General features: G+C 62.6%; 26 protein-coding genes and 1 pseudogene. 12 read left to right on the top strand and 15 right to left on the bottom strand.

The annotated features are described in order from the left end of the window. Positions 1-8: 8 nt before the first annotated feature. The 3 genes from modC to modA are packed head-to-tail and all read right to left on the bottom strand — an operon-like array spanning position 9 to position 2,526. Complete coding sequence (modC, locus tag BG841_RS04190; RefSeq protein ID WP_070056504.1) at positions 9-1,088, bottom strand: molybdenum ABC transporter ATP-binding protein; 1,080 nt, start codon at positions 1,086-1,088, stop codon at positions 9-11. Next, positions 1,085-1,774, bottom strand: a complete 690-nt coding sequence (gene modB, locus BG841_RS04185; RefSeq protein WP_070056503.1) for a molybdate ABC transporter permease subunit — start codon at positions 1,772-1,774, stop codon at positions 1,085-1,087. The genes modC and modB overlap by 4 nt, the downstream gene beginning before the upstream one ends. Continuing rightward, positions 1,771-2,526 (bottom strand): molybdate ABC transporter substrate-binding protein, encoded by a 756-nt coding sequence (gene modA, locus BG841_RS04180; protein ID WP_070056502.1) that lies wholly within the window; start codon positions 2,524-2,526, stop codon positions 1,771-1,773. Before modA ends, modB begins: the two co-directional genes overlap by 4 nt. Before the next feature lie 246 nt (positions 2,527-2,772). Here modA and BG841_RS04175 point away from each other — a divergent pair, with 246 nt between their 5' ends. Further along, positions 2,773-3,234 (top strand): YbaY family lipoprotein, encoded by a 462-nt coding sequence (locus BG841_RS04175; RefSeq protein ID WP_070056501.1) that lies wholly within the window; start codon positions 2,773-2,775, stop codon positions 3,232-3,234. On the opposite strand, the gene BG841_RS04170 is transcribed toward BG841_RS04175, so the two are convergent. Further along, positions 3,231-4,034, bottom strand: coding sequence for a glutathione S-transferase family protein (locus tag BG841_RS04170; RefSeq protein ID WP_228141594.1), 804 nt, complete (start codon positions 4,032-4,034; stop codon positions 3,231-3,233). The genes BG841_RS04175 and BG841_RS04170 overlap by 4 nt on opposite strands. 43 nt (positions 4,035-4,077) lie before the next feature. Here BG841_RS04170 and BG841_RS04165 point away from each other — a divergent pair, with 43 nt between their 5' ends. Next, complete coding sequence (locus BG841_RS04165; protein ID WP_070056500.1) at positions 4,078-5,037, top strand: META domain-containing protein; 960 nt, start codon at positions 4,078-4,080, stop codon at positions 5,035-5,037. Here BG841_RS04165 and BG841_RS04160 read toward each other — a convergent pair. Beyond that, positions 5,034-5,978 (bottom strand): GGDEF domain-containing protein, encoded by a 945-nt coding sequence (locus tag BG841_RS04160; RefSeq protein WP_070056499.1) that lies wholly within the window; start codon positions 5,976-5,978, stop codon positions 5,034-5,036. The two genes, BG841_RS04165 and BG841_RS04160, sit on opposite strands and share 4 nt — an antisense overlap. A gap of 183 nt (positions 5,979-6,161) precedes the next feature. On the opposite strand from BG841_RS04160, the gene BG841_RS04155 reads away from it, so the two are divergent. After that, positions 6,162-6,776 (top strand): glutathione S-transferase family protein, encoded by a 615-nt coding sequence (locus tag BG841_RS04155; RefSeq protein WP_070056498.1) that lies wholly within the window; start codon positions 6,162-6,164, stop codon positions 6,774-6,776. 77 nt (positions 6,777-6,853) lie between these two features. Here the strand turns inward: BG841_RS04155 and trpC are convergent, their stop codons facing one another. The 9 genes from trpC to BG841_RS04110 form a co-directional block, all read right to left on the bottom strand. After that, positions 6,854-7,666, bottom strand: a complete 813-nt coding sequence (gene trpC, locus BG841_RS04150) for an indole-3-glycerol phosphate synthase TrpC (RefSeq protein ID WP_070056497.1) — start codon at positions 7,664-7,666, stop codon at positions 6,854-6,856. A gap of 28 nt (positions 7,667-7,694) precedes the next feature. Beyond that, complete coding sequence (trpD, locus tag BG841_RS04145; RefSeq protein ID WP_070056496.1) at positions 7,695-8,726, bottom strand: anthranilate phosphoribosyltransferase; 1,032 nt, start codon at positions 8,724-8,726, stop codon at positions 7,695-7,697. A 7-nt stretch (positions 8,727-8,733) separates the two neighbouring features. Beyond that, complete coding sequence (locus BG841_RS04140) at positions 8,734-9,312, bottom strand: aminodeoxychorismate/anthranilate synthase component II (RefSeq protein ID WP_070056495.1); 579 nt, start codon at positions 9,310-9,312, stop codon at positions 8,734-8,736. Positions 9,313-9,339: 27 nt separating this feature from the next. Then, on the bottom strand, positions 9,340-10,827 hold the full coding sequence (trpE, locus tag BG841_RS04135) for an anthranilate synthase component I (protein ID WP_070056494.1): 1,488 nt from the start codon (positions 10,825-10,827) through the stop codon (positions 9,340-9,342). A gap of 217 nt (positions 10,828-11,044) precedes the next feature. Further along, the gene (locus BG841_RS04130) at positions 11,045-11,731 is read right to left on the bottom strand and encodes a phosphoglycolate phosphatase (RefSeq protein ID WP_070056493.1); all 687 of its coding nucleotides are present in this window, start codon (positions 11,729-11,731) and stop codon (positions 11,045-11,047) included. Then, positions 11,728-12,399, bottom strand: coding sequence for a ribulose-phosphate 3-epimerase (rpe, locus tag BG841_RS04125; protein ID WP_070056492.1), 672 nt, complete (start codon positions 12,397-12,399; stop codon positions 11,728-11,730). Before rpe ends, BG841_RS04130 begins: the two co-directional genes overlap by 4 nt. Positions 12,400-12,490: 91 nt before the next feature. Continuing rightward, positions 12,491-13,249 carry a DnaJ domain-containing protein gene (locus tag BG841_RS04120; protein ID WP_070056491.1) on the bottom strand — a complete coding sequence of 253 codons (759 nt, stop codon included), beginning with the start codon at positions 13,247-13,249 and terminating at the stop codon, positions 12,491-12,493. Next, positions 13,230-13,973 (bottom strand): N-acetylmuramate alpha-1-phosphate uridylyltransferase MurU, encoded by a 744-nt coding sequence (gene murU, locus BG841_RS04115; protein ID WP_070056490.1) that lies wholly within the window; start codon positions 13,971-13,973, stop codon positions 13,230-13,232. Before murU ends, BG841_RS04120 begins: the two co-directional genes overlap by 20 nt. Then, the gene (locus BG841_RS04110; protein ID WP_070056489.1) at positions 13,970-14,983 is read right to left on the bottom strand and encodes an aminoglycoside phosphotransferase family protein; all 1,014 of its coding nucleotides are present in this window, start codon (positions 14,981-14,983) and stop codon (positions 13,970-13,972) included. Before BG841_RS04110 ends, murU begins: the two co-directional genes overlap by 4 nt. A 225-nt stretch (positions 14,984-15,208) precedes the next feature. Here BG841_RS04110 and BG841_RS04105 point away from each other — a divergent pair, with 225 nt between their 5' ends. The 9 genes and pseudogenes from BG841_RS04105 to slmA all read left to right on the top strand — a co-directional run bounded on the left by BG841_RS04105 (position 15,209) and on the right by slmA (position 23,687). Next, complete coding sequence (locus tag BG841_RS04105) at positions 15,209-17,539, top strand: LPS-assembly protein LptD (protein WP_070058678.1); 2,331 nt, start codon at positions 15,209-15,211, stop codon at positions 17,537-17,539. 47 nt (positions 17,540-17,586) lie between these two features. Beyond that, entirely contained in the window at positions 17,587-18,900 is a 1,314-nt protein-coding gene (locus tag BG841_RS04100; RefSeq protein ID WP_070056488.1) for a peptidylprolyl isomerase, read from the top strand. Continuing rightward, positions 18,893-19,904, top strand: a pseudogene (gene pdxA, locus BG841_RS04095) (4-hydroxythreonine-4-phosphate dehydrogenase PdxA). The gene BG841_RS04100 and the pseudogene pdxA overlap by 8 nt, the downstream one beginning before the upstream one ends. Then, positions 19,901-20,737: a 16S rRNA (adenine(1518)-N(6)/adenine(1519)-N(6))-dimethyltransferase RsmA gene (gene rsmA, locus BG841_RS04090; protein WP_070056487.1), complete on the top strand. Its 837-nt coding sequence runs from the start codon at positions 19,901-19,903 to the stop codon at positions 20,735-20,737. The pseudogene pdxA and the gene rsmA overlap by 4 nt, the downstream one beginning before the upstream one ends. A gap of 2 nt (positions 20,738-20,739) precedes the next feature. After that, complete coding sequence (locus BG841_RS04085) at positions 20,740-21,540, top strand: symmetrical bis(5'-nucleosyl)-tetraphosphatase (protein WP_070056486.1); 801 nt, start codon at positions 20,740-20,742, stop codon at positions 21,538-21,540. A 61-nt stretch (positions 21,541-21,601) separates the two neighbouring features. Beyond that, positions 21,602-21,940 (top strand): DUF423 domain-containing protein, encoded by a 339-nt coding sequence (locus BG841_RS04080; protein WP_083260306.1) that lies wholly within the window; start codon positions 21,602-21,604, stop codon positions 21,938-21,940. Between the two features lie 48 nt (positions 21,941-21,988). Then, complete coding sequence (gene thiS / locus BG841_RS04075; RefSeq protein WP_070058676.1) at positions 21,989-22,189, top strand: sulfur carrier protein ThiS; 201 nt, start codon at positions 21,989-21,991, stop codon at positions 22,187-22,189. Positions 22,190-22,261: 72 nt separating this feature from the next. Then, positions 22,262-23,071, top strand: coding sequence for a thiazole synthase (locus BG841_RS04070; RefSeq protein WP_070056485.1), 810 nt, complete (start codon positions 22,262-22,264; stop codon positions 23,069-23,071). A 7-nt stretch (positions 23,072-23,078) separates the two neighbouring features. Then, complete coding sequence (gene slmA, locus BG841_RS04065; RefSeq protein WP_070056484.1) at positions 23,079-23,687, top strand: nucleoid occlusion factor SlmA; 609 nt, start codon at positions 23,079-23,081, stop codon at positions 23,685-23,687. Here the strand turns inward: slmA and BG841_RS04060 are convergent, their stop codons facing one another. Further along, positions 23,688-24,497 (bottom strand): inositol monophosphatase family protein, encoded by an 810-nt coding sequence (locus BG841_RS04060; RefSeq protein ID WP_228141592.1) that lies wholly within the window; start codon positions 24,495-24,497, stop codon positions 23,688-23,690. Positions 24,498-24,513 lie beyond the last annotated feature (16 nt).

The raw sequence follows: 24,513 nt of genomic DNA, 5'->3' as shown, positions 1-24,513 counted from the left end.
AGCGCGGGTCATTCCACGATCGCCACGGATTTGACCTGCAGCCAGACCGCTGCGCCCGGGGCCAGCTCCAGCTGGCTGACCGAGCGGCTGGTCAGCCGGGCCAGCAGGGGCGTTGCGCCGGCCATCAGTCTGACCATGGTCATGGCCGGATGGCGCTCCGGGGTCAGCGCCGCCAAAGTGGCCGGCACCAGGTTCTGGATGCTTTGATGGTCGTGCCGCTGCAACGCGACGCTGACGTCACTGGCCATCACCCGCAGGCGCACCGCAACCCCGACGCCGGCACCGGGAAAATCCCTCACCCACAAGCTGCCCCCGTCAAAATCCGCACGGCACAAATGCCATTGCGGGTCTACCAGGCCAATCCGCGCCTCGATGATCACCCCGGCACTTTCTTCCGCAAGTACCGGTAAATCCAGGCGGGCCAGAGTCGCGGCCAGTGGACCGTTCGCGACCACCTTGCCCCGCTCCATGATGACCAGATGGTCCGCCAGGCGAGCCATCTCCCCGGTGGCGTGGGTGACGTAGAGCATCGGGATCGCCAGCTGGTCACGCAAGCGCTCCAGATAAGGCAGAATGTCGCGTTTGCTGGACTGGTCCAGGGCGGACAGGGGCTCGTCCAGCAGCAGCAGTTTGGGGCTGGTGAGCAACGCTCTGGCAATGGCAACGCGCTGCCGTTCGCCCCCTGACAGACGCACCGGCATGCGCTCCAGCAAGCCCTCAAGACCCAGCCAGTGAATGGCCTGAGCGGGCTCGATCCGTCGCTGTGCCCGGGGCACACGGCGGTAGCCATAGAGCAAATTGCGTCGCACGGACAAATGGGGAAACAGACTGGTTTCCTGAAACACATAGGCCAGCGGTCGTTGGTGCACCGGCAGGGACTGGCCGGGCTGTTGCCAGCGTTCCCCCGCCACCGTCAGTTCACCCTCCGCCTGCTGCAATCCGGCTATACAGCGGAGCAAGGTGGTCTTGCCGCACCCGGACCGGCCGAAGATGACGCTGACGCCCTGGGCTGGCAGACGTACATCGACATCCAGTGAAAAGTCACCGAAAGACGTCTGAAAACGAGCGTGGATGCCGGCAACGCTCATGTGGTCAGATTCCCGGCGCTGCCACCCAGGCGCCCATTGATCATATAGAGGGTCAACAGAACAAGGAACGAGAACACCAGCATGCCCCCTGCGAGCCAGTGAGCCTGGGCGTATTGCAGGGTCTCGACGTGATCATAAATCGCCACCGAGAGCACTTTGGTTTGGCCGGGAATGTTGCCGCCAATCATCAGGATAACCCCGAATTCGCCGATGGTGTGGGCGAACGTGAGTACGGCCGCGGTGAGAAAGCCGGGCCGCGCCAGGGGCAGCACCACGGTAAAAAACCGGTCCCAGCCAGACGCGCGCAGGGTGGCAGCCACCTCCAGCAAGCGCTCACTGACGGTGCTGAAGGTGTTTTGCAGGGGTTGCACCGCAAAAGGCAGCGAGGAGATCACCGAGGCGACCACCAGTCCCGGAAAGGTGAACGGCAAGGTATTCAGCCCCAGTTGGAGCATGAGTTCGCCGATCGGCCCCTGGGGGCCGAGCAGCACCAGCAGGTAAAACCCCAGCACCGTAGGCGGCAGCACCAGTGGCAAGGCCACGATCGCCGCGACAGGCTGGCGCAGCCAATGACGGGTGCGGGCCAGCCACCAGGCTATGGGGGTGGCGATGGTCAGGAGCAGGGCGGTGGTCAGTCCGGCCAGTTTGAGTGTCAGCCAGACCGCCTGCCATTCTTCAGGGTTCATTCGGTGTCGTAACCATAGTTGTGAATCAGTTCGCGGGCCGGTTCACTGCGCAGATATGCCAGCCAGGCACGGGCCGCCGGGTTGTGTTCACCTCGCGTCAGCAGAATGGCTTGCTGGCGGATGGGGGCGTGGTAATGGGCCGGTATCTGCCAGGAGGTGCCATGCTGAGCGTGCCAGCCCCGTACTTGCGATAGCGCCACCAGACCGGCCTCGGCGTTGCCGGTGGCGGTGAACTGAAAGGTTTGCGAGATGGAGTCCCCACGCACCAGTTTAGCCTGCAGAGGGTGCCACACCTGCAATTTCATCAACACCTGCTGCGCCGCCCGGCCATAGGGGGCCGTGCGCGGGTTGGCGATGGCCAGATGGCGGAGCCGGGCATCGGTCAGGTACTTCCGGCCATCGGTGAACAGGTGGGGCTGCGGGCTCCACAGCACCAGCTTGCCGCTGGCGTAGGTGAAGCGGGTACCGGGTACGCCCAGACCGTTGGCTTCGGCCATTTGCGGGCGCTCACTGTCCGCGGCCAGAAACACCTCAAAAGGGGCCCCGTGTTCAATTTGCGCGTAGAGTTTGCCGGTCGAGCCAAAGCTGATCCTGGTGCGGTACCCGGTTTGCCGGGTAAACCGGGCTGCCAGCTCGCGCGTCACCTCGGTAAAATTGGCGGCGACCGCGATGGTGACTTCGCCTGCCTGGCTGACGGTTGAAACGATCAGCAACACCAGCATGCCGGTGAGCGAGACCCACGGTCGTCTCATGGCCGGCACGCTCCCACGAAAGCACCGGCGGGAGGCAGGTGCGGGCAAGGGACTGGGTCGGCACGGCCGCAGGGGTTGGGCATGATCGGGTTTACTCGGTCGACGGGGATGGGTGGCTGCCAGGCATTCTGCCAAGAAAGCCGCCGTGCGGCAATGTGGCGGCGGCCAGGTCCTGGGTTAAACTCTGCCCATGGCGCCCGCAATAATTCCGTTGTGGCGGCGCTACAAAGGGGATAAGGAGGAGCTGTGTTGGTTCGATATACCCAAACGCTGGCGTTGTGGCTGGTGGCCGCGCTCTGGTTGGCCGCTTGCGCGACCCCTCACGGGCCGCTGGTGGACGCCCCCGCCCCGGGTGCGCAGGCGAAGTTCGAGATCAGTGGCTCAGTGCTCTACCGGGAGCGTATCCTGCTGCCGCCCGGCAGCGTGGTAACCGTGTCGCTGGAAGACCTTGGCAGGGCCGGTGCGCTGCCGGAGCGACTGGCGGTACAGCGGCTGGTGACCCGGGGCGAGCAAGTGCCCATTCCGTTTGTCCTCGCGGTGCCGCAAGGCGTGTTCGAGCCCACAGGCCGCTACACTTTACGGGCCACCATCCACGATACCGGGGGCACCCTGCGCTGGGCCACCGACACTCTGAACCTGATCGATCCCCGGCGCACCGGCGCCAACATGGACCGGGTGTTGCTTATCATGACCGCGATGGGCTTTTAAGCACCGCGGTGGGCCGTATACAGCGCCTGCAGTTTGTCCAGTAAGGGTCGGTGGGTGTCGGCCCAGTGCATCATCTCGGCGGGCAAGCGCTGGCGGTCGGGCCAGGGCACCGGGTAGGCTGCTGGCTGGAACAGCGGCGCCAACAGCGCTGCTGCCGTCAGATCCGCCCGGGAGAACTGCTCGCCCACCAGGTACTCACGGTGCTGATAGGCTGCGGCCAGCTCCGTCAGCAGGGTGTCGAGTGTGTCCCGCGCCTGTTGAGCGGTGCGTTCGTTGATCTTCATCCACTCGCGCATGGTTTCCTCAATGCGACTGAACCCCAGGCGGATGATGATTTTGTTGTAGAACGGGGTCTGCGCCGCCAGCAGAGGCGTGACGATTCTCGGGCGCTGCAGTAGGTGGTGGTAGCAATAGCAGCGCACTGCCGGGCCAGCTACAGTGTCCAGGCGTTGTTCCCAGGCGCGGGCTTCGTTCTGTCCGGCCGGGTCTGCCGGGGTTAGCGGGTGTTCCGAAAAAGTGCTGTCCAAATAGTCGATAATTGCCGCAGACCCTTGGACGATGGTGCCGTCGTGATCGATCACCGGCACCGAACTCTGCCCAGTCAGCGCTTTGATGGTGTTGATGTGGGTGCCTGGAAGCAGAAAGACCGGCTCATAGGCCAGGGCCTTGTGGGCCAGCGCCCAGCGGATTTTCTCGGAGTAATGAGAAATGGCGAACTGATAAAGTTTGATGGCCATAACACCTTGCTCTGAATGAATGATGGCGTAAGCGTAATCTTTTTCCCGCGTATTGGTAAGCACTTGCCGCTACCATGCCCGAACCAGCCCACAGGGGGACCCTGAAATGAAAGGATTGTTACCGTTTGGAATGGCTGCACTGGGGGCGGTGGCCCTGCTGTCCGGCTGCGCCGCACCCGGGCCCACGGTGGATGCTACGGAGGGTAGCCGTGCCATCTTGATGGAGTGCGGGCAGCTGAATGTGGCGCTGGCGTTCGAAGGGGACGAGTTGCTCCTGGACGCCGCCGGAGAGCGCTATCGGATGGCGCGGGTGAGCGCGGCTGCCGGCAGCAAATATCAGCTTGCGGACGATCCGGCTACCAGCCTGTGGCGCACGGGCAATCGGGCTACCCTGACCTTGGGTGGCAACTCACTGCCGGAATGCCGGGTGGTTGGCGCCCTGGTTGAACCCTTCGTGGCCGGTGGCAACGAACCCTTCTGGCAGCTGCGGGCGGAAGACGGCGGGTTGCGGCTGACGCGGCCGGGTTATGAAACCCTGACTCTGGCTCCCTATAAGATTGTCGCAACCTCCGCCAGCGGCTCGACCGTGGTGGCCGAAACGGAGGCCGGGCGCCTGCAGCTGGAGGTGGCGCGCCAGGTGTGTAAAGACACCATGACCGGTATGAACTTCCCGTTTCAGGTACGGCTGACCCTGGATGACACCGGGATGGCGGGCTGCGGCGGTGATCCCGTGCGCTTGCTGCAGGGGGTGGAGTGGGTGGTCGAAGCTATCGGTGGAGCCGGTATCATTGACTCGTCCCGGGTCACCTTGAATTTTCTGCCGGAGGGCCGGGTGGCCGGGCGCGCTACCTGCAACCAGTTCATGGGCACCTATGCTGTGGGTGGCGAAGGGCTGGTCATCGAGCAGCCGGCGACTACCCTGATGGCGTGTGCGCCGGCGCTGATGCACCAGGAGCGCCGCTTTCTGGAGTTGCTGACCCGGGTGTCGGGCTTTGACATTGACCCGCAGGGGGCGCTGCAGCTGTACACCGATGATGGCACTGCCCTGAGGGCGGTGATGCATTAACCGCCATCGGTCGCAATCAGCGGACCGGAGGCCACCCGGTTGCGACCCGCAGCTTTGGCCCGGTACATGGCGTGGTCGGCTTCTGCCACCAGCTGTTCCAGAGTAAGCTGGCGGCCGTGGAAGGTGCTGATGCCAAAACTGGCGGTGCACTGCAGGCTGTGGGCGCCGGTGGTGACACGGTAATTTTCCACAGCCTGGCGCAGGCGCTCGGCCAGCCGCCGGGCGTCGTCCAGACCGGCGTTGTGCAGCAGAACGGCAAATTCCTCCCCGCCCAGGCGGGCAATAATGTCCGCATCACGGATCAGCGCGCGGGTAGCCCGGGCGATACCGGCCAGCACCTTGTCGCCGGACGCATGGCTGTACCGGTCGTTAATGCGCTTGAAACGGTCAATGTCGAACAGGATGACCGCCAGGGAATGGCCGGAACGGTGTGCCTGTTTGACCGTCTGTTCGCCCAGTGCAAAGAACGCCCGACGGTTGTTAAGTTGGGTGAGATCGTCGGTATTGGCGCGATTTTCGGCCAGCTGCACGGCCTGGCGTAGCTGCTCTTCCATGGCCTTGCGCTCGGTAATGTCCGTCGCCACTTCCAGACGCACCAGGCGACCGTCGGGCCAGAGAATGGCCTGATCGCGACACTGCAGCCAGCGGTTGGTCAGGGTGTTCTGAAACTCCCACACCTGTACGCCGGTGGGCATGCCCTCCGCATCCACCAGGTCGTGGTTGTTGCAAAAGCTGCAGGGGCCGCTCTGATTGGCCTGCAATACCTGCCAGCATTTTCTTCCCCGTGGCTCGCCCCAGTACTTGCGACCGTAAGCGTTGATATAAAGCAGTTCGTGGGTGTCCATGTCGGCGACGTAAACCAGCGCATCCAGGCTGTCGAGTATCTGCCCGATGGCTTCCAGGTACTGGCCCGTTGCTTCGATGGTCGTGTCATCCCCCATATGCGCCTATCCCGTCCGTGGCTGCTGAAGGCTTGCAGTATACGCGGGGGTGCGACATGTCGCCACCGTGGTCACACCTGGCGCCGCCGGGCTCGCCGGGTGCTTGACCTGCCCCCCCGGAATGGTCAGGCTTTGGACTTCCGGATTCGTCATGCCACCCACTCTCGACAACGAGGCAGTACCATGAAGCTCTACGAAACCCGCACCGCACCCAACCCTCGCCGCGTCAGAATGTTTCTGGCGGAAAAAGGCCTGCTCGACCAGGTGGAACTGGTGGAAATTGATCTGCAGAAGGGGGACAACCTGACCCCGGAATTTACCGCCATGAACCCCATGAAAAAGGTGCCGGTGCTGCAACTGGACGACGGCACCTGCATCGCCGAGACCATGGCCATCTGCCGCTATTTTGAAGAAGTTTTTCCGCAGCCGCCGCTGCTGGGCCGCACGCCCCTCGAAAAAGCCGGAATTGAACAGTGGCTGCGCTGGATCGATTATTATTTCATGATGCCGACCGGCATGTGTTTTCAGCACACCAGCGGCTACTTCGCAGACCGGATGACGCCAGTGCCCGCATGGGGCGAAGAGTGCCGCACCGATATTCAGAAGTTCCTGGGGTTCCTTGACCGGCATCTCGAGGGCCGTGAGTTTATTTACGGCGACCAGCTCACCGCGGCCGATCTCAATGCGTTTGCAACGGTCGAGTTCAATAAGGTCAATAAAATCCGTGTGGCCCCCGAGCAGGTCCACTTGCAGGCCTGGTACGAACGCATGAAGGCGCGGCCGTCGGCGGCGGTGTAACGCCGTCAGCGGGCCAACCGGGAGACCGGCGACGGCCGGGCTGGCGTATGATCCGCCAGGCCGTCGGGTTGTGGGGATCAGTCAAACAGCTCTTGCAGTTTTTGCCCCGGACTGGCGGCCCGCATAAAGGATTCGCCGATCAGAAACCCGAAGATGCCCCGATCCGTCATGCTGTCCACATCGGCGCGGCTGACAATGCCGCTTTCGGTGACGGTCAGGCGATCCGCCGGAATTTGCTGGTGCAGCTCAAAGGTGGTGTTCAGCGACACCTCAAAGGTGTGCAGGTTGCGGTTGTTGATGCCCACCAGGGGCGTGGACAGGGTCAGCGCATCCTCCAGTTCCTCGCCGTTGTGCACTTCCACCAGCACGTCCAGCCCGGTTTCGTGGGCGATGCCTTCCAGTTCCTGCATCTGGTCTCTGCTCAGGCAGGCGGCGATCAGCAGAATGCAGTCGGCATTGAGGGCGCGGCTCTCATAGATCTGGTAAGGCGCCACCATGAAATCCTTGCGAATCACCGGCAGCTCGCAGGCGTTGCGGGCGGCGGTCAGGAAGTCTTCATGACCCTGGAAAAAATCCCTGTCGGTCAATACCGACAGGCAGGCCGCACCGGCCCCGGCGTAGCTTTCGGCAATGGCCGCAGGCTCGAACGGGTCGCGCAGGATGCCTTTGCTGGGCGACGCCTTTTTGATTTCGGCAATCACTGCAGGCTGGCGCTGCTCAATACGCTGGCGCATGGCCTCGGCAAAGCCACGTGCGGGCGGCTGGTCGCCGGCACGGGCTTTCAGATCCGCCAGTGTTGCGGTGCGCTGGCGTTCATCAACTTCCTGCCATTTGCGGTCAACGATGTTGCGCAAGATGGTCGGAGTACGGTCGTTATGGGGGTTGCTCATACTATGGGTTCACAGGCAATAAATGGGGTTAGTCGAAACAGCGGCTGAAGTCGGACAGCTCCGACATCTTGCCGGCGGCCAGGCCGCTGCCGATGGCGTCCAGTGCGCGCTCGACGCCTTCACTCAGGGTGTCCGCCAGACCGGCGACATAAATGGCCGCACCGGCGTTCAGGGCGATCAGGTCGCGGGCTTTTTCCGCCATGTCATCGTGACCACGGCCAAAGGCGGCCTGGATCAGTTTGAGGGATTCCCCGGACGACGTCACGTCCAGACCGACCAGAGACTGGCTTTTGAGGCCGACATCTTCGGGCTTGATGGTGTACTCGCTGATTTCACCGTTTTTAAGTTCGGCCACATAGGTTTCGCTGGCCAGACTGATTTCGTCAAGACCGTCCTTGGAATGCACCACCATGATGTGTTCGCTACCCAGTCGAGAGAGTACTTCCGCCATCGGTCGGCACAGTTCCCGGGTGAACACTCCGATCAGCTGGCGTTTGACGCCGGCCGGGTTGGTCATGGGGCCGAGAATGTTGAACAGGGTGCGCATACCCAGTTCCCGGCGTGGCCCAACGGCGTGTTTCATGGCGCCATGATGGGCGGGCGCAAACATGAAACCGACTCCGATCTGCTCCACGCAGCGGGCCACCTGTTCCGGGGACAGGTTCAGGTTGATGCCGGCGTTTTCCAGTAAATCGGCACTGCCGCTTTTCGAAGACACCGCGCGATTGCCGTGCTTGGCGACATAGCCCCCCGCGGCCGCCACTACAAACGACGCGGCCGATGACACGTTGAACAGGTTGGCGCCGTCACCGCCGGTACCCACGATGTCGACCAGGGGTTCAGCGTCAATGCTGACGCCCGTTGCCAGCTCGCGCATCACTTCGGTGGCCCCGGTGATTTCATCGATGGTTTCGCTTTTGATGCGCAGCCCCATCAGCAAGGCACCAATCTGGGCATCGGTGGCCTCGCCGTTCATGACGATGCGCATCACGTCTTTCATTTCGTCGCGGGACAGATCCAGATTGGCGACGATCCGGTTGAGAGCTTGTTTGATGTCCATATACAGCCTATCGCGTCAAGAAGTTGCGGAACAGTTCATGGCCCTGTTCGGTCATGATGGATTCGGGATGAAACTGCACCCCCTCGATGTCGAGGGTTTTGTGACGGATCCCCATAATTTCTTCCACTGAGCCGTCGTCGTTGCAGGTCCAGGCGGTGATTTCCAGCTCGTCCGGGAGGGTGGCCTTGTCGATCGCCAGGCTGTGGTAGCGGGTGGCTTGCAAGGGGTTGTTGAGCCCGCTGAACACGCCGCCGTCTCGGTGATACACCGGCGATACCTTGCCATGCATGACGCGGCCGGCGCGGACGATGTGGCCGCCGTACACCTGAGCGATGGCCTGGTGGCCAAGGCACACCCCAAAATGGGGTAACCTGCCGGCGAAGTGACGTATGGCCGCCATGGAAATGCCGGCTTCGTTGGGGGTGCAGGGCCCGGGGGAAATCACCAAACGCTCCGGGTTCAGGGCCTCAATCTGCTCCACAGTAATTTCGTCATTGCGAAACACCTGCACCTGGGCACCCAGCTCCGCCAGATATTGCACGACGTTCCAGGTGAATGAGTCATAGTTGTCGATCATCAGTAACATGGGCGGCTCCGCGGTGTTTCCTGTAGGTCAGTGGTCAAAGTCGTTCAACGTCATGGCAACGGCTCTGAAGATGGCCCGGCCCTTGTTCATGGTTTCTTCCCACTCCAGGTGGGGAACCGAGTCGGCGACTATGCCGGCCCCGGCCTGAATGTGCAGGGTGTGGTTCTGGATGACCGCGGTGCGGATGGCGATCGCGGTGTCCATGTTGCCGTTCCACGACAGGTAACCGACCGCACCGCCGTACACACCGCGCTTCACCGGCTCCAGTTCGTCAATGATCTCCATGGCGCGGATTTTCGGCGCCCCGCTGAGGGTGCCGGCCGGCAGGGTGGCCCGTAACACATCGAGGCAGGACACCCCGGCCTTCAGTTGGCCGGTGACGTTGGACACGATGTGCATGACGTGGGAGTAACGCTCCACGATCATCTTGTCTGTCAGGGTGACGGAGCCCGTTTCCGACACCCGTCCGGCATCGTTGCGACCCAGGTCTATCAGCATCAGGTGCTCGGCGATTTCTTTGGGGTCGGCCAGCAGTTCTGCCTCCAGCGCCTGGTCTTCGGCTTCGCTGGCGCCGCGTTTGCGGGTCCCCGCGATGGGCCGTACGGTGACTTCGTTGTCTTCCACCCGGGCCAGAATCTCTGGCGAAGAGCCCACGATCTGAAAGTCGTCCAGGTTGAGAAAATACATGTAAGGCGATGGGTTGAGCACCCGCAGGGAGCGGTACAGGTTCAACGGGGGCGCTGCGAAGGGAATCGACATGCGCTGGGAAATCACCGTCTGCATGACGTCGCCGTCGAGCACGTATTGCTTGATCTTGCCAACGGCCGCTTCAAACTTCTCCTGGCTGAACCCGGAAACGAAATCCTCTTCGTTCACAGCCTGGCCGCTCAGGTGTGCGGGCGTCGTCGGGGCTCCGGCGGTGTGGTGATGCAGCTGCCGTTCGAGTTCGTCCAGACGCCGGTGGGCATAGGCCAGTGCGCCTTCGCTGGCGGGGTCCACGTGTACAATCAGGTGCAGTTTGCCGCGCAAGTTGTCGAACACCACCACTTCATCGGACACCATCAGCAGGATATCCGGGGTGCCGATCAGATCGGGCGGGCAGCTGTTGTTCAGCCGCGGCTCGATATAGCGCACCGTGTCGTAACCGAAATACCCCACCAGGCCACCGTTGAAACGCGGCAGCTCGGCGAGATCCGGCGCGTTAAAGCGGGCCTGATACTGTTCGACAAAGGTCAGCGGATCATCGTGACGGTGCTGTTCGATCAGTTCGCCGCCGCGGCGGATGCGAATCTCCTGGCCGTGAACGGTGAGGATTTCGCGGCTGGGCAGACCGATGATGGAATAACGGCCCCATTTTTCCCCCCCTTGCACCGACTCGAACAGATAGGTGTAGGGCCCGTTGGCCAGTTTGAGGTAGGTGCTCAGAGGCGTGTCCAGATCGGCCAATACTTCCCGGGAAACGGGAATACGGTTATAGCCGGAGCGGGCAAGCGCGGCAAACTGCTCGGGGGTCATGGGCATCATCCTGCGGTGATTAACGAACGGCTGATCTGCGTACCGATGCCCCGGAGGGGCATCGTCGGCGACGGTTTTAGAGGTGGCTCAACCGGTGCGCCATCGCCACCAGCGGGAGGCGCGGCAAGTCAGAACGCGGGGTGCGGCAGTCAGATTCCGTTCCTGCACGGCAGGAATCTCCCTAAAACAGGTAATTTGAATGTTATTAGTCACGAGGTTACAAAAGCTCTGCCAGCGAATCAACCACAATTTCGGCGCCCAGCGAATCGATGGGGGCACCAAAATTATACCCGTATCGGACCGCAACCACTGGCATGCCAGCGTTGCGGGCGGCAGTGATGTCGGTGACCGAGTCGCCCACCATGAGGGTGGTGGCGAGGCTGCCCCCCAGCTGCTCCATGGCGTGCAACAGGGGCTCCGGGGCGGGTTTTTTAACCGCCAGGGTGTCGCCACTGACGCTGACGTCGAACCAGTGCGCCAGCCCCATCTGTTCCAGCAGCGGGCCGGTAAACGCGCCCGGTTTGTTGGTGACCACGCCCATGCGGCAGCCCTGGTCGCTGAGGGCGTGCAGCAACGTCTCCACGCCGGGGTAAACGGTGGCGTACTGGCCGTTGATGTCGGTGTAAATACTCAAAAACAGCGACAGTGCCCGGGTAAACTCGGTCTCGTCAACGGCCGCATGGCTGAAATCGTGGTCCCCGGCCAACGCACGGCGCACCAGCACCGGCGTTCCGTTGCCCACCCATTGCCGCACCCGGGTTTCACCGGCGGGGGGGCGGCCCAAGGCGGTCAGCATCTGGTCGGTGGCTATGGTCAGATCCAGCGCACTGTCCACCAGGGTGCCGTCGAGATCAAACAGCACGGTGTGCGGGAATTGCTGCGCGAACAACTGGGTCAGTTTCATCGGACTTTGGCCAGCTCGGCTCGCATCTGGGCGATGGTAGCCTGGTAATCGTCGGTGTTGAAAATGGCGGAGCCGGCCACAAAGGTGTCGGCACCGGCGGCAGCGATCTCACGGATGTTGTCAATTTTGACCCCGCCGTCAATTTCCAGCCGGATGTTGTGTCCGCTGGCATCGATGCGCTGACGGGCCGCCCGCAGTTTGTCGAGGGTGCCGGGAATGAACTTCTGTCCCCCAAACCCGGGGTTGACCGACATCAGCAAAATCATGTCGAGCCGGTCCATGACATGGTCCAGGTGGTGCAGGGGGGTGGCCGGATTAAACACCAGCCCGGCCTTGCAGCCACCGTCCCGGATCAGCTGCAGGGAACGGTCAATATGCTGGGAGGCCTCCGGGTGAAAAGTGATATAAGTGGCGCCGGCGTCGATGAACATCCTGATCAGGTCGTCCACCGGTGACACCATCAGATGCACATCGATAGGGGCGGTGACGCCGTGCTTGCGCAAGGCTTCGCAGACCATTGGGCCAATGGTCAGGTTGGGGACGTAATGGTTATCCATCACGTCAAAGTGGACCATGTCCGCGCCGGCGGCCAGCACATTGTCGACTTCCTCGCCAAGGCGGGCAAAATCGGCAGACAGAATGGAGGGCGCAATCTGGAAAGGGTTCATGACAGCTCTCTCGTGGGTGCAATTATCAGGGGGCCATGCCCCTCAGGGTAACAGAGAAGGAGGCATTCTAGCAGGTTGTGACGGTGCCGCGTTACCGGCGCGCCCGCTGATACTTCTTGATCACCTCCCAGGCCTGCTGGTAACGCAGCAAACGCTCTTTAGCCAGTTCCTGTTCGCGGCCACTGAGGTCGCGTGCCAGTTTGTCCGGATGACATTCGGACACCCGTTTGCGGTAGGCTTTCTTGATGGTGTCCAGGGAGTCACGTCGGGTGACCCCGATGACTTCGCACGCCTGTTGGTAGCTCGAGGGTGGGGACGGATGCCGGGCTGGCTGCACCCACACCTTGCGGGCGTAACTGTCGAGGATGTCGTCGGCAATGCCCAGATCGAGGCCCAGCTGATCGATGGCGTCTTCCACCCGGTGGCGGCGGGAGGTGTTCGGTTTGCCGTGCAATTGGGCCGCGTGACACAGGGCGAAGCTGACCTTCAACGCCGGCGCGGGCCGCAGCCGGCTCGTCAGGCGTAGTGGTAACCCCTTGAGAACCGGCAGGTTACGGGTGTCTTTGCCGTGCTGGAAGCGGCTGATGGCGCGTCTGCGATGGCGCGGGCTCAAACGCAGGCATTGGATCAGAGTTTCGGCGAAGCCGATGTCGGCTTCGGTGACCCGGCCGCCGGCTTTGCCGATGTAACCAAGAAAGAAAAACAGCGTGCTGTGGCACCAGCCGGGCAGGCCGTTGCGCGCGATCAGCTCGCTGGCGTTGTGGCCGCAGGCGTTGAGCTCGGCCAGCAGCTCATCGAAAAGTTTTTCTGTCCGTGGTGGCAGCTGCATATCACGCAGTGGTGGTGCCATGGTGTTCTCCCTGAACGCCCCGCAGTAGTTGATCCAGCGCCTCTAACCGTTGGGGTGTGCCAATATCCATCCAGTGCCCCCGATGGTGCATCCCCTTTACCTGGCCGCGCTGCATGGCTGCGCGCAACAGCGGCGCCAGTGGCTGGTGGCCAGGTTCGAGGCCGTCAAACAGGGATGCGTGCAGCAGGCTGATACCGGTAAACGTCAGTCTGGGCTGGCCCGTCGCGCCCACCCGGCCGCAGGCGGACAGGAAAAAGTCGCCCTCGGGATTGTGGCAGGGGTTGTCCGTCAGCACCAGGAGCGCGCGGGTATCGGCCGCAGTGGCCGGTGCCGGGGGTGGTGTCAGCAACTGGCGCAGGTCAAAGTCGCACCAGATATCGCCATTGATCACCACAAACCAGCCCCGGTCACCGCTGGCGGTGTGATCGGGGGCGCACAGCAGCGGCAGCGCCTGTTGGATGCCCCCGGCCGTTTCCAGCGGGGTGGTCTCGGCGGAATAGACAATGGGGATGCCGTAACTGGCGCCGCTGCCCAGGGCCTGTTCCAGTTGCTCCCCCAGCCAGGCGTGGTTGATCACGGCCTTGCGAAAGCCCGCCGCCGCCAACCGTTCCAGGTGATAGCCGATCAGGGGTTTGCCCGCCGCCGGCAGCAAGGGTTTGGGGGTGGTCAGGGTCAGTGGCCGCATGCGCTCCCCTTTTCCGGCGGCCAGAATCATCGCGTTCATGGGGTGGGCATGCGCTGGTCGATCGCCGGCATGACCCGCTCCTGCAGCCAGTGGTGGAAAGAGCGCAGCGCTGCCTGGCGGGCGCTGGCCTCCAGCAGGTAGCCAACGGTGCGGGGAATATCCTGCAGGTAGCCGGTTTTGCCATCGCGGATGGCCAGGCGGGCAAAGATGCCCGCCGCTTTCAGGTGGCGCTGCATGCCCATCAGCTCAAACCACAAGCGAAAGGTGTCGGCATCCGCGCGGTGCAGACCGGCGTTCTGGCTGAGGGCGCGATAGTGCTCAAGCCAGGCGGCCAGGCGGGGCTCGGGCCAGCTGATGTAACAGTCCTTGAGCAGGGACACCAGATCGTACGTGACCGGTCCCAGGACCGCGTCCTGAAAATCAATCACCCCCAGCGCCGGGGCCTCGGCCTCCGCCAGTACCAGCAGATTGCGCGAATGGTAATCCCGGTGTACCGGCACCTGAGGTTGCGCCAGGGCCGATTCCCGCAGAAACGCGAAGGTGGTGTCCAGCAGCGCGTGCTCGGTGGTGGACAGGGTCAGCCCCAGCTGCCGGGTGACCAGCCAGTCGGGGAACAGCGCCATTTCCCGGTTGAGCAGGGCGGCGTCGTAGGGGGGCAGCGGGTGGCTGGGGGTGTCGCTGACCTGCTGGATGCGGAGCAGCTCGTCGATGGCCAGGCGGTAGAGGGCATTCGCCGATTCGGGATGGAGCTGACGCAGCATCAGTTGATCCCCGAAATCTTCGAGCAACAGAAAACCCTGCGACAGATCCTGCTGCAACACGTCCGGTACGCGAATGCCTTCCTCGCGCCAGTGCCGCGCCAGGGCCACAAACGGCTGGCAGGTTTCTTTGTCCGGGGGCGCATCCATCAGGATCAGATCGCCGGTATCGGCGTGAATGCGGAAGTAGCGCCGGAAGCTGGCGTCGCCGAACACCGGCACCAGATCGGCGCGCTCCAGTCCGCTAAACTGGCGCACCCATTGCGTAGCACTCTTTAAACGAATGTCCATAGGTGTGTCGTTCTGTCACTCACAGGCGGTGGGTTAATAGGGGAAGTTAGCAGATGCGCAGTATAAGGGTAAAACGGTTTCCGTTAACAAGGTAGGGCGGGGTGTGTAAACTAAGCCGCTGTTGCATCCCCTAAGTTACTGGACAGGACCCCTGCCACCGTGCGCGTTGCCTTCGAAACTTTGCTCAACCTGATTGCAGCCCGTCGCGCCCGTCGCGGATTGCTGATGGCAGCGGCCGTGGGGCTGACCCTGGTGCCCTTTGGGCCGGCGCTTGCCCGGCCCGGGGCAACGACCGCCGCCGAGATGGACTGGCGTCCCCGAGCCGAACTGCCCGTTGAGGTGCGCAACCGGCTGCCGGCATTTTGCGAAGGGGGTTATCTGCCGCTGACCGGTGAGGATGACCAGGCGACCGGCGCTGATGGTACGGAGTCTCCCGGCGAATTACCGCTCAACGCGAGTGGTCTTTATGCCCGTTACGAGATTGACAGTGAGCTGGTGTTGCGGGGCGGGGTTGAGCTCAGCCAGGGCGCGGTCACCATGAGTGGTGAAGAGGCCCGGTATAACCAGCGTACCGGGCATGTCCGTCTGACGGGGCCGCTGGTCAGCCGGGGGCAAGGCTTTTTGCTGACGGGCGAAGAGGCGGATTACGACGTCCATAGCGGTCAGCTCAACATCAATACGGCGTCCTTTCTGATGCACAGTGCGGAAATGCGCGGCGTCGCGACGTCCTTGTCACGGGTGGGGCCGAGTCAGGTGGACATCCGTCAGGGGCGCCTGACAACCTGCGCGCCCGACCGTAACGACTGGATGGTGGTGGCAACGGACATTCATCTGGACCGGGCGGAAGGGTTCGGAACAGCCAAACACGTGCGTCTGGAAGTCCAGGATGTACCGGTGTTTTACTGGCCCTACATCAGTTTCCCCATCGATGAGCGACGCAAGAGCGGATTTTTATACCCGGCATTTGGTACCGCCAATACCGGCAGTGGTCTGTACCTTGCCGCACCGTATTACCTCAATCTGGCGCCCCACTATGACGCCACCGTGACCCCGCAATATATGCACGGCCGGGGTTTGCTTACCGAACTGGAGGGGCGCTACCTCAGTTCCCTCGGGCAGACCTCCCTGCAGTTGGGCTACATTGACCGCGACCGCGCGTACGCGCGGGCACACCCCGGTGACAACGGCCAGCGCTGGGCGCTGGATTTCGATACCCGGGCCCGGTTCGGCCACGGCTGGAGCGGCTACGGGGAGTACTCCGTGGTGTCTGACGGTGATTACCTGAGCGACCTCAACCGGTCTCTGGACATCAGTGAAGCGACCCACCTGCAACGCCGCGGCGGGGTACGTTATTTCGGCAATGGCCAGTATTTCGAATTGTACGCCAACGGCTATCAGACCCTTGCGGATCGCATTGCCGAGCGCAACAAACCCTACAGCCAGCTGCCGGAGGCCGTGTACGGCATTTCCAGGGAACTGGGGGCAGTGGAAACCTCGCTCACCGCCCAGTACACCCATTTCTACCGGGACAACGACACCCTGAGCGGGCGCGACCGGGCGAACGGGCAGCGGCTGAGGGTGTTGCCGCAGGTGGCGCTGCCCCTGCGCGCCCTGTGGGGCTACACGCGGCCGGCCGTTACCCTGGATCATACGGAATACCGGCTGACAGACTACACCCCCGAAAATCAGCGCATAGGGCGCACCGTGCCGGTGTTCGAATGGGATTCGGGGTTGTATTTCGATCGCCAGTCGAGCCTGTTTGCAGTGCCTTACAACCAAACGCTGGAGCCCCGGCTGTATTATGCCTGGGCCGACGCCGAGGCAGACCAGAACCGGATTCCGGTGTTCGACTCGGCGCTGCGCTCGTTCAGCTTTGATGAGTTGTTTCGCCGCAACCGCTTCAGTGGCGGCGACCGGGTGGGCGATGCCAATCAACTGACGGTGGCGCTGACCAGCCGTTACAATGACCTGCTCAGCGGGGCCGAACGGTTCCGGTGGAGTCTGGGGCAGGTTTATTATTACGCCGACCGTGAGGTAACGCTGGATGGTCTGGGGGCGGAAACGCGCAGTGATTCGCCGCTGGCGGGGGAGGCCGTTTTGCGGCCACTGGACGGGCTGGAGTTGCGGACCTCGTTGTTGTGGGATGCGCGCACCCGTCACACCGAAGAAAGCCGCAGCCAGCTGGTGTTCCATTCCCCCGGCTACCGGTACCTGGCCAGTCTTGGTCACACCTACAGTCGGGGCCAGTTTGAACAGTCCGATGTCGGTGCGGTGGTGCCGGTGACCGACAAAATCAGTCTGATCGGTCGCTGGGTGTACGACACCCAGCTGGACAGAACAGTCGGCACGCTGGCGGGATTTGAATACAATAACTGCTGCTGGAGTGTGCAGCTGGTCAGTCAGAACTACCTGACCAGCGCGCAACAGCTCGATAACCGCATTTTGTTTCAGATCCAGCTGAAAGGGCTGGGTGGAAGCGGCGGGGCCTCGAGTAAAATTGCTGAAGCCATTCATGGGTTCGAGGAACGGGAAAGTCTCCGCTACGGTACCCGCTAGAATTTTCCGGGTAACGCCGGTTACTGCCCAGCCAAACAGAGGTGAATATGAAGTCCAATCTGCGCCAGTGCGTAACCCTGATCCTGTTCACGTTGACGCTGATCGCAACGTCCCTTGCCAGCGCCGCGCGACAGCCCCTGGATCGAGTGGTGGCGATTGTCGATGACGGGGTCATCCTGCAAACCGAACTGGAGGCGCGGGTCCGCACCATTGTGGCGCGTCTGAGCGCTCAGGGAACCAGTCTGCCACCCCGAACTGTCCTCCAGGAACGGGTGCTGGAACAGCTGATTACCGACTCGATCCAGCTGCAAGCCGCCGAGAAGATGGGCATCCGGGTCAATGACAATGAGCTCAACGACACCATGCAGGCGATCGTCAGTCGCAATAACATGACCCTGGAACAGTTCGAACAGCAACTGCTGCAGGAAGGGCTTACCTATCGGGAAGCCCGTGAACAGATTCGCCAGGAAATGCTGATCAGCCGGGCCCAGCAGCGGCGCGTGGGCAGTCGCATCCGGGTTACCGAGCGTGAGGTGGAAAATTATCTGGAGGCGCAACACAGCCAGGGCGCGGACGGTGCCGAGTATGAGCTGGCGCATATCCTGATCGGGGTCGGTAACTTTAACGATCAGGCGCAGGTGGCTCAGGCGCGGGCCAGGGTCGAGCGTTTGCTGGAGGAGATTCGTGCCGGTCGTGATTTCCGCTCAGCAGCGGTGGCCGAGTCCGATGCCAGCAACGCCCTGGAGGGGGGCGTGCTGGGCTGGCGTCCGGAGGGTCAGTTGCCAGTACTGCTGGCCGATGTGGTGCCGGGGCTGGCGGTGGGAGAAACTTCCGGGATTCTCCAAAGTGGCAGTGGCTTCCATCTGGTGACCGTACTGGATAAACGCGGCAAGGGTGAACAGCTGGTCGAACAGTCCAGGGTCAGGCACATCCTGATCCGGCCCACCGCGGCGGTGAGTGAGGCCCAGGCCGAGGCCCGCATCCGGCAGATCTATCGGTCACTCCAGGACGGCGCTGATTTTGCTGAACTGGCGAAAACCGCGTCCGACGACGCGGTCTCCGGGTCGGACGGTGGCAATCTGGGTTGGGTCGGCCGCGGCGAGATGGTGCCGGAGTTTGAGCGCGCCATGCTGGCGGCCGACCTTGGTGAACTGGCGGGCCCGTTCCGCTCCCAGTTTGGCTGGCACATTCTGCAGGTGCAGGAACGCCGTCACAAAGACATCAGCAGCGAGCTGCAGGCGTCCGAAGCCCGGCAGGCGATATACAGCCGCAAGTTTGAGGTCGAGCTGCAAAACTGGTTGCGGGAAATCCGCGATGAAGCCTTTGTTGAAATCAAGACGGACGAGGTTGCCGGTGCCTGATCCCGTTGTATTGGCCCTGACCGCCGGTGAGCCGGCAGGCATCGGCCCTGATCTGTGTCTGCAGCTGGCGCGGCAACCCCGCACCGAACACCTGGTGGTGGTTGCCAGTAAGGCGCTGCTGGCGGCGCGGGCGCGCACCCTCGGGGTGCAGGTCGAGTTGCTGCCCTGGCAGCCGGGCGACACGCCGGTCACGGCTGCCGGACAACTGTCGGTGTGCGAGGTGAGCGGCGCTGAGCACGCGGTGGCGGGCACCCTTGACCCGGCCAACAGCCGCTACGTGGTAGACACCCTGAGCGCGGCCGCCAACGGCTGTCTGGAGGGACGCTTTGATGGCATGGTGACTGCTCCCGTCCACAAGGGCGTCATCAACGACGCCGGCATCGCCTTCAGCGGCCACACCGAGTTTTTTGCAGCAACTGTGTGGCGTCGAACGGGTGGTGATGATGCTTGCCACCGACGTCTTGCGCGTCGCGCTGGTGACCACGCACCTGCCGCTGAAAGACGTGGCTGCGGCGATCACCCCGGAGCGGTTGACCCAGGTGGCCCGGATTCTCCGCCAGGACCTGCACACTTTCTTTGGCTGCAGCAACCCGCGCATTCTGGTGGCGGGGCTGAACCCTCACGCCGGCGAAGGGGGGCATCTGGGACGGGAAGAAATTGAGGTCATTGAACCGACCCTGGCCACCTTGCGCGGCGAAGGCATGGATCTGATCGGTCCGCTGCCGGCGGATACCTTATTCACACCCCAGTGGCTGGACGGAGCCGATGCGGTCCTGGCGATGTACCACGATCAGGGGCTGCCGGTGCTGAAATACCAGGGGTTTGGCCGGGCCGTTAATGTTACTCTGGGACTGCCGATTGTCCGAACCTCCGTGGACCACGGCACCGCGCTCGATCTGGCCGGTACCGGCAAGGCCGATGCCGGCAGTCTGCACACCGCCATCACCGTTGGCGCACAAATGGCGCGCAGTCGCCGAATTCATCAGTCCGGAGACACCCCATGAGCCGTAAACCCGGACATCAGGCCCGCAAACGTTTTGGCCAGAATTTTTTGCACGACCCCGGGGTCATCGAGCGTATTGTCCGCTCGATCAACCCGCAACCCGATGACGCCATGGTGGAAATTGGCCCCGGCCTGGGAGCGTTAACAGAAGAATTGTTGGCGGCCACACCGAATCTGAGTGTCGTGGAACTCGACCGCGACCTGATCCCGGTACTGCGCACCAAGTTTTTCAACTACCCCGGTCTTACCATCCATGAGGCCGACGCCCTCCAGTTCGATTTCCGTCAACTGGTGACCGACGGGCGGCCGTTGCGGATCGTCGGTAATCTGCCCTATAACATCTCCACACCACTGATTTTCCACCTGCTGAGTCAGGCGGGGGTGGTGCAGGACATGCACTTCATGCTGCAAAAAGAAGTGGTGCAACGGCTGGCGGCCGTCAGTGGTGATAACCACTACGGCCGGCTGGGCATCATGACCCAGTATTTCTGCAAGGTGCAGCCGTTGTTTGAAGTCGGGCCCGGGGCCTTCCGGCCGGCGCCGAAAGTGGATTCGGCCATCGTCCGCCTGCTGCCCCACAAGGTGTTGCCACACCCGGCGAAGGACCTGATAACCCTGCAAACGGTGGTGCGCACCGCGTTCAATGCCCGCCGCAAGACCTTGCGTAAGGCACTGGGCGGGCTGGTGTCCGTGGCCCAGCTGCAACATCTGGGCATCGACGACAATTTGCGTCCGGAAAAACTGACCCTGGCCCAATATGTGGCGATAGCCGACCATCTGGTCGCGGAGGGTGCGGCGGGGTCCGGCGTTCCGGTGGCGGGTGGTGAGGGCTGATTATGGCTGATTACGCCATAGGGGACATACAGGGCTGTTTTGACCGATTGCAGGCGGTATTGGCGCAAGCGGGGTTTTCACCGTCCCGGGACTCCCTGTGGGTGGCGGGCGATCTGATCAACCGCGGTCCGGCGTCGCTGGCGACCCTGCGCTATCTTGCCAGTCTGCAGGGCTCGGTCACCACGGTGCTGGGCAACCACGATCTGCATCTGCTGGCGGTAGCGCTGGGTGGTCATCGGGTGAAGAAGAAGGATACCTTGAGCGATATCCTTGAGGCCCCGGATTGCGCCCACTTGATTGCCTGGCTGCAACACCAGAACATCAGCGTGTACGACGCCCGGCGCAATGTCTTCATGGCCCACGCCGGGCTGCCCCACATCTGGAGTGTTGCCCGTGCCCGGGAACTCAGCCGGGAGCTGGAAGCGGTCATACGCGGCCCCGACGCCGCGGAGTACTTTGCCGGCATGTACGGTAATGAACCGGCCTGTTGGCACGACGGGTTACAGGGTATGATGCGGTGGCGTGCGATTACTAACTACTTCACCCGTATGCGCTTTATTGCCCGGGACGGGGAATTGGAGTTAACCGCGAAAGCGTCGGCCAGCGACGCCCCGGAAGGATTTGCCCCCTGGTTCTGTTTCCCCCGCGGAGACGACGTGCAGGTGATATTCGGACACTGGGCGGCGCTGGAGGGGAGTACCGGCAGCGAGCGCTTTATCGGGCTGGACACAGGCTGTGTCTGGGGCGGGGCCCTGACGATGATGAATCTGGATACCGGTGAGAGAATTCATTGTGACTGTTAACCCGTCGCCTGTCCTGCGCCTGCCTCTGGCGCTGGGGGCCACGGCGGCCCTGTTGGCGGTGATGGCGGGCGCGTTTGGCGCGCACCGGCTCAGGGGCGTGCTTGATCCCCGCGGGCTGGAGGTGTTCCAGACGGCGGTCACTTATCAGATGTACCACGCCCTGGCATTGATATTGGTGGCGGTGCTGGCCGGTCTGGGGTGCTCACGGCGCCTGCTGTCCCTGGCAGCGGGGTGTTTCGTCCTCGGGATCCTGTTGTTCAGCGGCAGCCTGTATCTGCTGGTGCTTGCCAAACTCTTGGTGTTGGCCCCGGTCACGCCGCTGGGAGGACTCTGTCTGATGCTGGGGTGGGGGTTGCTGATCGCCGCCGGGCTGTACAAAGGGCCCGTAAACAGTCAATAAAGTGGATTGGAGGTCATTGTGTCACACACAGATGCAATCGAAGAAACCATGCAGGTTGTTGTTAACGGAGAGACCATGACGCTTGCGCGTCACACCCGTCTGACCGAGTTGCTGGCCTCACTGCAGCTCGCGGGCCAACGCCTGGCCGTGGAAATCAATGAGGATATTATTCCCCGCAGCCGGCATGGGGAGACCCGGCTCGAGGCCGGCGACCGCATCGAAGTGGTTCATGCCATTGGTGGTGGTTAAGTTCGCCAGCGAACCTGTGCATCCGCAGGTTTACGACACCCATCCATTTACACATTTACATTCAGGTACCCAATGACCGAGCAAGGCACACCCCGGATTACTGCAGACACGCCCCTGGAATTTGCGGGCCGTACATTTAACTCACGGTTGCTGGTGGGCACCGGACAGTACCGTGACCTGCAACAGACGGCCGAAGCGATTGAAGCCAGTGGGGCCGAAATTGTCACCGTGGCCGTGCGGCGCACCAATCTCGGGCAAAACCCCGACGAGCCCAATCTGCTGGACGTCATATCGCCGGAACGCTACACCATACTGCCCAATACCGCCGGCTGTTACACCGCCAAAGACTCGGTGCGCACCTGCCGGCTGGCCCGCGAGCTGCTGGACGGTCGTAATCTGGTGAAGCTGGAAGTGCTGAGCGATCACAAGACCCTGTACCCCAATATGCCGGAAACCATGATCGCCGCCGAGGCGCTGATCAACGACGGTTTTGACGTCATGGTGTATTGCTCCGATGATCCGTTGCTGGCCATGCGCCTGGAAGAAATGGGTTGTGTGGCGGTGATGCCGTTGGGGGCCCCCATTGGCTCCGGTCTGGGGATCCAGAACCGTTACAACATCCGTCTGATCGTTGAAAATGCCAAGGTTCCTATCCTGGTGGATGCCGGCGTCGGTACCGCCTCGGATGCGGCGATCGCCATGGAGCTGGGATGTGACGGGGTACTGATGAACACCGCCATTGCCCAGGCCGGCGACCCGTTGCGCATGGCGCGCGCCATGCGCCTGTCGGTGCAGGCCGGCCGTGATGCCTACCTGGCAGGCCGCATGCCCAAGCGCATGTACGCCAATGCGTCTTCACCTCTGGATGGATTGATTTTCTGACCCTGCTATGAGCACAAACAATACTCAGGTTCCCAGTCGGCAGGAGGCTATCCTGCTGGCGCTGGCGGGCTTGCTGGAAACGGACCCCGGCAGCAAAATCACCACGGCCAATCTGGCGCGCGCCGTCGGTGTGACCGAGGCCGCGTTGTACCGCCATTTTCCCAGCAAACGCAAAATGTTCGAAGGCTTGATCGACTTCGCCGAAGAGGCGGTCTTCAGCCGGTGCCAGCAAATACTGAACGAACAGGGGGATGCACGGGTGCGGCTGTCCCAACTGACCTCGCTGATGCTGGTGTTCGCGGACCGTAACCCCGGGCTGTGTCGGGTGCTGACCGGCGAGGCGCTAACCGGCGAAGATGATGTGCTGCGCCGGCGCGCCTCGCAGTTTTTCGAACGTCTGGAAACCCAGCTGCGTCAGGTCATCAAGGAGGGCGAAATCCGTCAGGGGTTGCGGGTCGGGACGAGTTCGACCCGTGCTGCGGCCTGGCTGATGGTGTTTGTGGAAGGGCGCATTCAGCGGTTTGTACGCTCCACGTTCAAGCATCGGCCGGCGCAGGATTTTGATGAAAGCTGGGCGTTGCTGACGGCCACCCTGTGGTCTGACCAGCCCGGCTGATCAGCCGGTGCTGGCCTGCCGCAGGATCTGCTGGATGGCAGAGAATAGCTGCGGTGTGGTCACCAGAATGTCCTGCCCCCAGAGGTCAACCGGATAGCCGGCGGGGGGCTCGCTGAAATGTCCCGCCTCAGCCCCCGCTTCGGTGGCAATCAGCCGGGCGGCGGCGAAGTCCCAGGGGCTGACGGTTTCATAGTAGATGTCCAGCCGGCCGCAGGCCACCCAGCAGATATCCAGGGCCGCTGAGCCAATACGGCGCAGGTCGCGGCACTGGTGGATCATGGCGTTTAGCCGATTCACCAGCGGCTCCAGTTGGTCCTTGGTGTAGGGGAAGCCGGTGGCGAACAGCGCTTCCCGGGGCACGCTGGCACCGCTGTGGCTGATGGGGGTGCCGTTGAGCGTGGCACCCTGGCCGCGCACCGCCTGGAAGGTCTCCCCGGCAAAGGGCGCATGCACCACGCCCGCCTGCACCTGGCCCTTTTCCGCGTACGCAATGGAGACCGCGACCTGGGGGTGGCCGTAGGCGTAGTTCACCGTGCCGTCAATGGGGTCCACCACCCACAGTGGAGTGTCCAGTTCTTCCGCCTGGGTCAGATCCGGCATCGACTCCTCTGATAAAATACGATGCTGCGGGTACCGCGCTCGTATGGCGTTGGTGATGAATTCATCGGCCATCAGGTCGGCGTGGGTGACCAGCTCGGTCTGGTGTTTGTAATCGGTCCGCAGGGTGTTGTTGTCCCGCTCCCGCTGGATGAGCTCCCCGGCGTCGCGGGCCAGTTGTTCGGTAAAGCGGGCAAGGTCTGAGATCGACAAGGTGCTTCTCCCTGTA

The sequence above is a fragment of the Marinobacter sp. X15-166B genome, assembly GCF_001752365.1.
In the GTDB taxonomy this organism is placed as follows: domain Bacteria; phylum Pseudomonadota; class Gammaproteobacteria; order Pseudomonadales; family Oleiphilaceae; genus Marinobacter.
This window is presented reverse-complemented; position numbering and strand designations above follow the sequence as displayed.